Consider the following 10,762-nt stretch of genomic DNA (forward strand, 5'->3'; position numbering starts at 1 on the left):
AAGGGATACAGTTGCTACGAATGATGGAGAATATATCAATGAGTTTAATTATCCCCGCCCTTGATTTAATAGACGGGCAAATTGTGCGTTTGCACCAAGGCGATTATGCCAAACAAACCAATTATGACTTTGACCCCATTTATAAATTCCAAGAGTACATTGACAATGGGGCGAATTATTTGCACCTTGTAGATTTGACAGGAGCAAAAGACCCAAGCAAACGCCAAATTGAATTGATTGGACAAATCATCAAACAAACAAGTGCCGACATTCAAGTCGGGGGTGGTATTAGAAGTGAGAGCGAAATTAAAGCTTTATTTGACATTGGGGCAAGACGGGTAGTGATTGGCTCATTGGCAATTAAAGAAAGACAACTTGTTAAATCGTGGTTTAATACTTATGGGGCGGATAAATTTGTCCTTGCCCTTGATGTCAATGTCATTGACAATAAGCCCTATATTGCCATTAGCGGTTGGCAAGAAAATAGCGGGGTATTGCTTGATGATATTATCAAAGAATATTTAGAAGTGGGCTTGGTTCATATTCTTTGTACCGATATTAGTAAAGACGGCACATTAACAGGGTCTAATGTCGCCCTATATCAAGACTTAATAAAAAAATACCCCACTTTAAAAATCCAATCATCGGGCGGTATTGGTACGCTTGATGATATTAAGGCGATTAAAAATACAGGGGTGAGTGGTATTATTGTTGGGCGAGCGTTATTGGAAGGGAAAGTTTATTTAAAGGAAGCCATAGAATGTTAAAAAAAGCAATGTTAAATAGCAAAAATGAATTGGCCAAACGCATTATTCCTTGTCTTGATGTTAAAAACGGACAAGTGGTCAAAGGCGTGCAGTTTAAAAATCACGAGATTGTTGGCGACATTGTGCCACTTGCCAAGTTTTATAGCGATGAAGGGGCGGACGAGCTTGTTTTTTATGACATCAGTGCGTCATCGGATGGGCGGACGGTGGACAAGGCGTGGGTACGTGAAGTGGCACGGGTGATTGACATTCCCTTTTGTGTGGCGGGGGGCATTCGTACGCTGGCGGACGCCGAAGTGATTTTTGAGTATGGGGCGGACAAGATTTCAGTCAATTCGCCCGCCCTTGAAAATCCACAGCTGGTTGCAAAGCTTGCCAAACGCTTTGGCGTACAGGCGGTGGTGGTAGGGATTGACAGCTGGTACGATGAGCGTACGGGCGTGTACTGGGTCAATCAATACACGGGCGATGAAAAAAAGACCAAAAAAACCGAGTGGCAAGTGGCGGACTGGGTGCGTGAAGTACAAAACCTGGGGGCGGGCGAGATTGTCCTAAATGTGATGAACCAAGACGGCGTGCGACAGGGCTACGATGTGGCACAGCTGGCTTTGGTGCGTGAAATGTGCCGTGTGCCACTGATTGCGTCAGGCGGGGCAGGAATGATGAGCCATTTTTATGATGTGTTTGAACAGGCAAATGTGGACGGAGCGTTGGCGGCGAGCGTGTTTCATAAGGGCTTGATACAGATTGGCGAGCTTAAAAGTTACCTTAAAAATCAAGGTGTTGCCGTCCGAACTTAACCACCACCTAAAAAACGCCATTATCAGAAATGGCGTTTTTATCATTCAGTGTTTATCAAGCGATGCTTGATGATTTTATTTTTTAAAAAATCAAATCTCCACCCTATTGCCAATATCCTTTAATTCCGACAATTTTTCAATCAGTCTTGGCATATCATCAAGGCTCATTGCAAAGCCCCATAAATAAGTCATTACTGCATAAATATGCCCCGCTTGAATGTTTTTGTTTGCTAAAATTGCCAAAGTCCCACCAAATAATATCGCCATTGTTATTCCAATCATTAAATAAGAAATCGCTTCACGATTAGAAATGGCAATGCGTAATTTGGCTAATAAATCATAATGCTTAATGAAATGCTCTTGTTTGTTTAATTCAATCATATTCACTTCTTTTTCAAGGCGGTTATTAAGTTTAAAATAAAGTTTGTCATTTTGGCGAGAAAATCTGGGTAAAATCGCCATAAAAAACAATAAAATTCCCATTGCAATCACCCCAGACCAAAATTCAATGATTAACAGCATTACCACCGAGCCAAATACAGTAAAACTTGCGGTAATTAACATTGGTAATTGCTCTTCAAAAAATTCAATAAATTGTTTGGCTAAATTGGCGTGGGCGGTTGCCGATGAAGTCGTGCCTTTTTGTTTTTCAGAAATAATCGCCTTGACCGCAAGCTGGGCATAAATCCGCACAAAAACCCGAGTATCCACCGCCCGTCTTGCCGAACCAACACTCCAAATAATCAGCACCAACAACGCATAAATCAAAGCGTGCCAAACTTGCTGATTTAAAATGGCGTTAATCACAAAACTGCCAATCAAAGGATAAGTTAAAAATAACACATTTTCTAACGCCACCAAAGCAAATGTCGCCATCAATTTTTTAAAGTGGGTTTGGCTAATGGATTTTAAGGTAGTTAGAGCGGTTGGGTTATTGTGGTTCATTGATTGTTTCGCTCATTTTTGTCTTAAAAATTTGCTCCAATTCAGCAAATTCTTGAATTAACTTTTCTAGTCGTTCAATACCAAAACTTTGGGCGGTGTTATTTTCTACTTCCAATAACGGAGCGATGATGCTTTTGGCATAATTTTCGCCTGATTGAGTTAGGCTTAATAATTTGGCTCGTTTGTCATTTGGGTTATCAAAACTTTGTAGATAATTTTGTTCCAATAAAGTTTTGCAAATGGTATGTACTGTTTGTTTGGGTAATGCCCATTCATCACAAATGTCTTTTTGGGTTAAGGATTTTTTGTAATAAAAACTGTATAAGACAAATAATTCACTTAATAATACCGTTTGGGTTTTGGCATAGCTTTCAAAAGTGCTATCAAGGCTTGCGGTAAGTTCGGCAAGGCGAGAGAGTTGAGTGTTTGGCATAAAAACAAGTCCTAAAATTTACTAAATTGAGCATATTTTAGTAAATTTTAGGACTATTTGCAATGGGTTTTTAAGGCATTTAATAAAAAACACCGCCCAAATTTTCATTTAAACGGTGTTTATTTTTAAATAATCAATAACATCATTACTCCTAACTTTTAACAGGCGGAAACCAATTAACACCAGCACAATTATATTGCCAAAGCAAATCGGGGTAGCCATAACAGTCTGGTTTTTTGGGGTCAAAAACGCTTTCAATGTCATCATAGCGTTGTTCTTGTAACAGCGTGGCAATGTTTGGGTTTAACATTACCGCTTTACCGAGTGCCAAAAATTCACAAAACCCTGTGGCAAACGCCTGTTCAATCGCCTTGCCTGTCAGCAAATTGCCCACGCCTATCAAGGGCAATCTGCCGTTAATGTGGGCGTGGATTTGTTCAATGCGAGTTTTGTTTGTATCCGCTCCACGCCGTGCCTTGCTATAAAAATCCCACAAAGAAATGTGCAAATATTGCAAAGGTTTCTCCACCAACGCATCAATCAAGTCAAAAGTATCTGCCATTGTCAGCCCCTTATCGCCTGCTTCTTCGGGCGAAAAACGATAGCCGATGATAAATTCAGGCTTGCCGTGCTGTTCACGCACTTTTGCCACCGCATCCACAATCGCCAAAGGCAAACGCAGGCGATTTTCAAGGCTGCCACCCCATTCATCGGTGCGATGATTAAATTCTCGTGAGAAAAATTGCTGAATCACAAAGGCATTTGCACCGTGAATTTCCATACCGTCAAAGCCTGCCCGAATGGCTAAATCGGTTGCATTGGCAAAGGCGTGAATTAAGCCTTGAATTTCGTCCACCGTTGCCGAACGAGTACCAGTCGCCAAGTCTGTGCTTGCTGAAATTTTGTCTTTGCCATTTAACTCGGCAATGGCGTGCATACCACCGTGATGAAGTTGTAAAATCGCTTTTGTGCCTTGATTTTGCAGGATTTGGGCGGTTTGTGTTAGGCTCTCCAAATGGCTGTCGTCTATCGCATAAGGTTGCCCAAAACCTGCTTTACCACCGTCTGCTACCAGCGTTGCCGCTGTGATAAACAGTCCCATATTTTGTCCACGATTGGCAATAAATCTGCGTTCTTGTTCGCTTAAAGTGCTGTCAGGATTAGAGCTGTAATGCGACATTGGGGCAACCACAAGGCGATTTTTGATGACCACGCCATTGTTTAGGGTGTAGGGGGTGAATAAAGGGGTCATTGTTTGCTCCGTATTTTTGCGAAATGGAATGGGGGTATTATAGGGTTTTAGGATTGGGAAAAGAATGGCGATTTTTGGGAAGTTGGTTTTCATTTTTGGAAATTTAAACTTTTAAATACAATGGGAGGTTTTTAACTTTTGTGGTAAAATACCCATTAATAACTGAACCTTATCAAAGAGAGCAACCCAATGAGCGACTACTTTAAGCCAGAAAGTTTGACTATTGAAGCCATTTTTAGCAATGCTGATAGCTTTTATCAAATGCCTATTTATCAACGCCCTTATTCGTGGGATAAAGACAGAGTAGAACAGCTATGGGCAGATATTTTTGAAGCCTATGAAAATCATAAAGAAAACCCAAGTCAAGATAATAATTACTTTTTGGGTTCATTGGTTGTGGTTAAAAATAAAAATGGAGCTTATGATGTGGTTGATGGACAGCAACGCATAACCACATTGACGATTTTATTTTGTGTATTAAGAGACTTAAGTTTACCAGCCATTAAAGAACATAGTAAAAAAATCCAAAATAGTATCGCTAATTTAGTTAATGATAAAGTTAGATTAAAACTAACCACACAATTAAACAATCAAGCCATATTTGAAGAAACAGTATTAAATGGCATTAAATTTAATGAACTGAATAAAAATAAAAAAGATAACCGCTTTCTGCGAACTGCGAGTTATTTTAAAGATTTGATTGAGAAGGTTGAAGCCAATACTTTAAATGAATTTGTCAAATATTTATTTGAAAATACGGTTTTAATTCGTATAGCTTGTACCGATGAAAGTTTTGCAATCAAATTATTTTCGGTATTAAATGACAGGGGGCTTGATTTAACTTCTGCCGATATTATTAAAGCTCATTTAATGCAACAATTAGATGATGAAAAACGACCACAATTTAATGAAGAATGGAAAAAACTGGAAACCATTTGTCAGCAAATGGACGAAAGTTTAACCAATGTTTTTAATTTGTATTTATATTACCAAACAGGCAAAAATCCAAAAAGCAGTTTGCAAGATGAACTTAAAAAAGAGTTTAAAGATAAAAATGCCAATAGCATTATTTTAGACTTGAAAAAATTTGCCAATTTTTTATTTGAAATCAATGAAAGCTATAATGACAAAGATATTTCAAGATTATGGTATTTGCCCCATAGTGTTTATTGGAAAAGTATTTTATTAACTGCAAAAATGGTAGATTATGAGCAATATGGCACTTTAAAATCATTACTGGTCAAATATTATTATCAAAGTTGGATTGCTGACGGAACTGCCAACCGCATTAAGCAAACTTCCTTTAATATCATCAAAATGGTTAAAGAAAATAAAAGTATTGATGAAATCAAGTCAATTATTGTGAAAAATTTATCTGAATACAGTAACTATTTGGATTATTTAGATAGAACCAATATTTATTCATCAAAATGGCATAAACCCTTATTATTGGCAGTTGAATACAATCAACAAGACAATTATCCTTATATTGAGATTAATAAAAGTTTACATACAGAACATATCTTACCGCAAGAATGGAATGATAAAAACTTAAATTGGTCTGATAATTTTGATGATAATACTGCTAAATTATTGTTGAATAGTCTTGGTAATTTAACATTATTATCAGGAAATAAAAATATCCGTGCCAGCAACCGCAATTATGCCGATAAGAAAGAAATTTATATTGGCAAAGGGTTAGATGGAAAAACTTCATTTGAAATTACCAAATGGGTGTTTGAAAACTATCCAGATGGTTGGAATGCTGACACCATTAAAGAAAGAAAAGAATGGTTGATTGATGAAATTAAAAAGATTTTTGAAATTGAATAATCTTTAAATCTAAAATCTGTTGGATTTTCATTTTATTTTAAAAATGAAAGCACCGCAACAACAAATTAAGCATTTAATTTCATTATTCAGGCTGCCTGAAAACCATTTTGCAAATTTTCAAAACAAAAACACCGCTTGAACCCAAATCCAAACGGTGTTTTCCCAAACCCTATTTCCCAACCATTCTACTGTCTAGCCCCAATTGTTCATCTACCCCCAAATGGTCTCGCAAAATCTCGCCAAGATAATCATCGGCTCGCAATCCCCGCTCCCTTAACATCGGAATGACCTGCTCAATCAAAATCGGCAAATCGTGCTGGTGGTCATTTAAAATCAGCGTAAAGCCCTGACAAGCCCCTTGTTCTAGCCATTCTTGCATCATATCAACCGCTTGGCTTGGACTGCCAATTAAATTTAACATCGGTTCATACAGCCCATAGGCTAAAATTTGGCGTGGCGTTTTGCCTTGTTTGGCAAGTTCAATGACTTTATGGCTTTGGGGTGTGCCTAAGCGTGGGCGTAAGGACGCAATTTGTGTTTCGGTTAATGGCGTGTCAATTTGGCTGAGGTCAAGGTTTATGCCCAACACCACCGCCAAATGCCCCATAATCCAATCCATACCCATTTGACTGTCCAATGTCATACGGTGTGCAACGGCATCTTCTTCGGTGTCGCCCAAACTCAAATTTAAAAATGCCAACAGTTTGATTTCATTGACTTCACGCCCCACTTGTTTTGCCATATCGTTCATAATGGCAATTTGCTGTTTGCCTTCTGCAATATTGGACGGCATCGCAACCATCGCATTGGCATACAAGGCAGCCGCTTCAATGCTTTTACCACTGGCAAAGGGCATAAAAAAATCACAGGTTGCCCCTGCTTTGACGGCGGAATTTGCAAAGGTCCATAAGACCCCACTTGCTTGCCTTGCAGGTTAATCGGCTGAATGTATCGCATATCGGCGAAACGCCCACTCGCCTTGTCAGGCTCGCCTGCTTCTTTTTGCCAACTGCCCCATAAGGCTTGGGTAATTTGCACCGATTCGTGCAGTCTTTCGTATTTTTTATCGCTACTTGGCAAAGGCTTGCCGTAATTGGCAAAGGCTTGTGGCTCATAACTGGGAATGGCATTCCAGCCCACTCGTCCACCACTGATGACATCAATGGCACGAAGTTGTCTTGCCAAAGTGTAGGGTTCATTAAACGATGTGGACGCTGATGTTACCAGTCCAATGCGTTTAGTGGCAGGGGCAATCGCTGATAGCAAAACCATTGGTTCAATACTGGCAAACAAGGGCGAACGCTCGTTTAAATCTTCGTGCAAAAACACTCTGTCGCCATAAAAAATATAATCCAAACCGCCTTGCTCCGCCATTTGGGCTTTTTTAATGATGACATCAATGTCGGTAAAGGCATTGTCAGGGGCAGACGGCAACCGCCACGCCGCAGGGTGAAAGCCGTAACTTTCGCTATTGGAAATGCCCAGTAGCAGTTTATGGGTTGGTTTTGAATGAGTTTTCATAAATTTTTCTCTTTTGTTAAATGGAATGAGCGTATTATAAAATTTTAAAATTGATAATTGAATGGCGATTTATGGGAAGTTGGTTTTTATTTTTGGAATGATAAAAAATACATTTTACCGTAGTTTTTCTACGGTCAAGTGTGCTACAATAATGTATCCTCAAACCAAAGCTATGACTAGGATTTTAAAAATGTTAAAAAAATTTACTGTCCGCAACTACCGTCAATTTAATGAGCCGTTGGAATTTGATTTAACGGCAGGTAATTACGCCTTTAATCCTGAATGCACGCATAATGGCTTGGTGAAATTGGCGTTGATTTATGGGGAAAATGGGACGGGTAAATCTAATTTGGGTTGGGCTATTTTTGATTTGGTTTCACATTTGACGGATAATAAATATAAATCTTGGACTTATGATTGCGTTAATGCTTATTCAAATACGGATATAGTAGAATTTGAGTTTCATTTTGTTTTTTTTGCCAATAATAAATCCGCAAACGTCATATATAAATATCAAAAAAAATACGGTTATCCTTATGGAAATTTATTGTATGAGCAGTTAATAATTGATGATGAGATTGTTATTGAATACAATATTGAAAAAGACATTAAATCAACTCTAAATGGTTTTCAAACATTATCCGATAAATCATTAAACCCAGAGCAAAATTTATCAGCTATTAAATATTTATATAAAAATATAAAAATCAATGATAGAGATTTTAACGACATTGTTTTTAAAAAATTCTTTGATTTTTGCAATAAAATTATACACTTTCGTGGGTTGCCAATAGAAACAAGTGGTTATTCACATATTGGTTATAATAATATCATTAATATTGGAGATAGAATTTTAAAGGATAATAAACTCAAAGATTTGGAAAAATTTTTATTTGATAACGGGTTGGATTTTAAATTAATAGAAATTGATGATGGCGGAAAAAGAATAGGTGTATCAATGGGGAATAAAGAGTTTTTATTATTTGATATCGCATCATCTGGAACAAGAAATTTGGTTATTTTTTACTATTGGTTGCAAGAAGCAATCAGTCATCAAATCCCCTTATTATTTATAGATGAATTTGATTGTTCTTATCATTTTGCTTTATCAGAAAAAATTGTAGAAAAATTAAAACAATTGCCCAACACGCAAGTGATTTTAACAACACACAACACTAATTTGTTGAGTAATGAGCTTATTCGTCCTGATTGTGGGTTTGTCATTGACGGTAAAGAAATAAAATCACTCAATAAATTAACTGTTCGTGAATTAAGATATGCCCATAATTTAGAAAGAATGTATCAAGCAGGGGAGTTTGATAATGACTAAAAAGTCTATTTTGTGTATTGTGGAAGGAGAAGTGAGCGAAGTTAAGATTTTAAATAAAATCAATAAAGAATATATTGGAGAAAATATAGAGTTTGTGCCAATTCGTACCAATATTTATCATTTTTATCACGCTTATTTAAAGTATTATGATAATGAAATTGATAATAATAATGAAACTTTTTTATTTTTACAAGAATATGATAAAAGTGGTGTGATTAAACATAAAAAACGCCGTGATTTTTTGGCGATTTATTTGTTTATGGATTTGGATAGACACGAGCCATTGGCACAGGATTATTTAAATTGCCTTCCTGCAATGTTGTCTATTTTTAATAATCACAGTGAAAATGGCAAATTATACATCAGCTATCCTATGGTTGAAGCATTTCAACACCCAATTTTGGGCAAAGAAACGAGTTTGATTGAGTTGGGCAGTCAATACAAAACTTATATTAATCAAAATAGATTGAAAGAATTTTCGGGCATTAAATTTATTAGTAAAGAAAATTTAAATCTCTCCTTTATTGCTTATATAAAACAAATGAATTACCTATTAAGCGATGTATTTAATTTCCCACAAGATTACCAAATTGACGATTGGTCACAATCAAATGTTTATGCCAATCAATTAAACAAATATATTAAACCCAATAATGAAGTTTTGGTATTAAGCCCATTTTCGTTATTTTTATTGGAATATTTGGGTGAAAAATTATTCAATGAATGGCAAGCAATTAATAATGAGTCAATTTAATGAACCTAAACGCCTTATCCCTATTCGTTTCCGTGATTAAACACGGCAGTCTCTCCAAAACTTCTGAAAAACTGGGCGTGCCAATCGCCACCATTAGCCGTCAAATTGCCGAACTGGAAAAATCCTTACAAATTCAGCTTTTTGACCGCCAAAAATCAGGGGTTAAACCCACACTCTCAGGGCAAAAACTTTATGATGAAGTGCATTTGTCCATTGATAATTTGTTAAATGCCAAGCAGGTTTTGTTTGATGATGAGCAAAATTTAAAGGGAGTGTTACGAATTTCCGCCCCACCCAAATGCGAACCTGTTTTGGCGTGGATAAGCGAATTTGGGCAAAAATTCCCCAATGTGCAAATCCACGCCACAATGACCGACCGCATTTTAGATTTAAGTCTTGATGGCATTGATGTGGCGTTTCGCATTGGCAATTTGCACGGCGATGATTTTATCGCCAAAAAAGTTGCCACCCTTGGCACAAAATGGGTTGCCCACCCTGATTTATTGGCACGGTTTGGTACGCCCAAAAATTTGCAGGATTTGAAACATTTTCCGCTCGCTACTTGGGCAAAAAATGGCGAACAAGAAGTGCTTGTTCAAATGAATAAAGAAAAAATCGCCTTGCCGTTTTGGTTTGCCAGCAATGATGTTTATGCGGTTGAATATATGATTTTGCAGGGGCAGGCGATTGGGCAAGTGGCTGATTTTACGGCAAATGAGTGGATAAAAGAAAATCGTGTGGTTGAGATTTTGCCAGAACTTGAAAAGCCTGATTATGAATTGTTTATGTTGTATGCTTCTCAGCGTTATCCATCTTTGATGGTGCGGAAGTTTGTGGAGTTTGTGCTTGAAAAAGTGACAGAATAACAGAAAAAAACACCGCCTAATTTTAAATGAACCGACCCCCAAATCTTAAACACAAGATTAAAGGTTAGGTTAATAAAGCTAAGTGGTTTCACTAAGGGCTAAGTCTCTGTACTGTTCTTTGAACTTGACAGGACTTAGTCCTTTTAGTTTGGTCTTTATTCTATCATAATTGTATACCAACCGAACCCAAAATATGCTACAATACCCCTATGGCATACTCAGATGATTTTAGACAACAAGTACTAAGGCAACTAAATTGTG

The 10,762-nt window shown here is 37.3% G+C and carries 11 protein-coding genes; 6 read left to right on the forward strand and 5 right to left on the reverse strand.

The features are described from left to right. Window positions 1-767, forward strand: a 767-nt coding sequence (gene hisA / locus B5J93_RS01265; protein ID WP_228144828.1) for a 1-(5-phosphoribosyl)-5-[(5-phosphoribosylamino)methylideneamino]imidazole-4-carboxamide isomerase, incomplete at its 5' end; no start/stop codon positions are given. Then, window positions 761-1,567, forward strand: a complete 807-nt coding sequence (hisF, locus tag B5J93_RS01270) for an imidazole glycerol phosphate synthase subunit HisF (protein WP_218018126.1) — start codon at window positions 761-763, stop codon at window positions 1,565-1,567. The genes hisA and hisF, both read left to right, overlap by 7 nt. Window positions 1,568-1,657: 90 nt before the next feature. On the opposite strand, the gene B5J93_RS01275 is transcribed toward hisF, so the two are convergent. The 3 genes from B5J93_RS01275 to B5J93_RS01285 all read right to left on the reverse strand — a co-directional run bounded on the left by B5J93_RS01275 (window position 1,658) and on the right by B5J93_RS01285 (window position 4,197). Then, complete coding sequence (locus B5J93_RS01275) at window positions 1,658-2,512, reverse strand: ABC transporter six-transmembrane domain-containing protein (RefSeq protein ID WP_079324059.1); 855 nt, start codon at window positions 2,510-2,512, stop codon at window positions 1,658-1,660. Then, window positions 2,499-2,945, reverse strand: a complete 447-nt coding sequence (locus B5J93_RS01280) for a MarR family winged helix-turn-helix transcriptional regulator (RefSeq protein WP_079324060.1) — start codon at window positions 2,943-2,945, stop codon at window positions 2,499-2,501. The genes B5J93_RS01275 and B5J93_RS01280 overlap by 14 nt, the downstream gene beginning before the upstream one ends. Before the next feature lie 151 nt (window positions 2,946-3,096). Continuing rightward, window positions 3,097-4,197, reverse strand: coding sequence for an NADH-dependent flavin oxidoreductase (locus B5J93_RS01285; RefSeq protein WP_079324061.1), 1,101 nt, complete (start codon window positions 4,195-4,197; stop codon window positions 3,097-3,099). 189 nt (window positions 4,198-4,386) lie between these two features. Here B5J93_RS01285 and B5J93_RS01290 point away from each other — a divergent pair, with 189 nt between their 5' ends. Next, complete coding sequence (locus B5J93_RS01290; RefSeq protein WP_079324062.1) at window positions 4,387-6,030, forward strand: DUF262 domain-containing protein; 1,644 nt, start codon at window positions 4,387-4,389, stop codon at window positions 6,028-6,030. Between the two features lie 169 nt (window positions 6,031-6,199). Here B5J93_RS01290 and B5J93_RS01295 read toward each other — a convergent pair whose 3' ends face one another. Together B5J93_RS01295 and B5J93_RS01300 are read right to left on the reverse strand one after the other, a co-directional pair. Further along, window positions 6,200-6,823, reverse strand: coding sequence for an LLM class flavin-dependent oxidoreductase (locus B5J93_RS01295; protein WP_228144829.1), 624 nt, complete (start codon window positions 6,821-6,823; stop codon window positions 6,200-6,202). Beyond that, a complete protein-coding gene (locus tag B5J93_RS01300) occupies window positions 6,778-7,551 on the reverse strand; it encodes an LLM class flavin-dependent oxidoreductase (RefSeq protein WP_079324064.1) in 774 nt (257 codons plus the stop codon). Before B5J93_RS01300 ends, B5J93_RS01295 begins: the two co-directional genes overlap by 46 nt. A gap of 61 nt (window positions 7,552-7,612) precedes the next feature. Between B5J93_RS01300 and B5J93_RS01305 the strand changes: the two genes are divergently transcribed. From B5J93_RS01305 to B5J93_RS01315, 3 genes are read left to right on the forward strand one after another with little or no spacing between them, the layout of a single operon-like run. Then, window positions 7,613-8,881: an AAA family ATPase gene (locus B5J93_RS01305; RefSeq protein WP_079324065.1), complete on the forward strand. Its 1,269-nt coding sequence runs from the start codon at window positions 7,613-7,615 to the stop codon at window positions 8,879-8,881. Further along, entirely contained in the window at window positions 8,874-9,635 is a 762-nt protein-coding gene (locus B5J93_RS01310; RefSeq protein WP_079324066.1) for a hypothetical protein, read from the forward strand. The genes B5J93_RS01305 and B5J93_RS01310 overlap by 8 nt, the downstream gene beginning before the upstream one ends. Then, window positions 9,635-10,501 (forward strand): LysR family transcriptional regulator, encoded by an 867-nt coding sequence (locus B5J93_RS01315; RefSeq protein WP_079324067.1) that lies wholly within the window; start codon window positions 9,635-9,637, stop codon window positions 10,499-10,501. The genes B5J93_RS01310 and B5J93_RS01315 overlap by 1 nt, the downstream gene beginning before the upstream one ends. Window positions 10,502-10,762: the final 261 nt, after the last annotated feature.

Source organism: Moraxella equi, assembly GCF_002027555.1.
Lineage (GTDB): Bacteria > Pseudomonadota > Gammaproteobacteria > Pseudomonadales > Moraxellaceae > Moraxella > Moraxella equi.

What these genes read in the sequence shown, in the direction of transcription:
- hisF (WP_218018126.1), top strand. Translation starts at nt 761, where the DNA reads ATGTTAAAAAAAGCAATGTTAAATAGCAAAAATGAATTGGCCAAACGC.
- B5J93_RS01275 (WP_079324059.1), bottom strand. Translation starts at nt 2,512, where the DNA reads ATGAACCACAATAACCCAACCGCTCTAACTACCTTAAAATCCATTAGC.
- B5J93_RS01280 (WP_079324060.1), bottom strand. Translation starts at nt 2,945, where the DNA reads ATGCCAAACACTCAACTCTCTCGCCTTGCCGAACTTACCGCAAGCCTT.
- B5J93_RS01285 (WP_079324061.1), bottom strand. Translation starts at nt 4,197, where the DNA reads ATGACCCCTTTATTCACCCCCTACACCCTAAACAATGGCGTGGTCATC.
- B5J93_RS01290 (WP_079324062.1), top strand. Translation starts at nt 4,387, where the DNA reads ATGAGCGACTACTTTAAGCCAGAAAGTTTGACTATTGAAGCCATTTTT.
- B5J93_RS01295 (WP_228144829.1), bottom strand. Translation starts at nt 6,823, where the DNA reads ATGCCGTCCAATATTGCAGAAGGCAAACAGCAAATTGCCATTATGAAC.
- B5J93_RS01300 (WP_079324064.1), bottom strand. Translation starts at nt 7,551, where the DNA reads ATGAAAACTCATTCAAAACCAACCCATAAACTGCTACTGGGCATTTCC.
- B5J93_RS01305 (WP_079324065.1), top strand. Translation starts at nt 7,613, where the DNA reads ATGGCGATTTATGGGAAGTTGGTTTTTATTTTTGGAATGATAAAAAAT.
- B5J93_RS01310 (WP_079324066.1), top strand. Translation starts at nt 8,874, where the DNA reads ATGACTAAAAAGTCTATTTTGTGTATTGTGGAAGGAGAAGTGAGCGAA.
- B5J93_RS01315 (WP_079324067.1), top strand. Translation starts at nt 9,635, where the DNA reads ATGAACCTAAACGCCTTATCCCTATTCGTTTCCGTGATTAAACACGGC.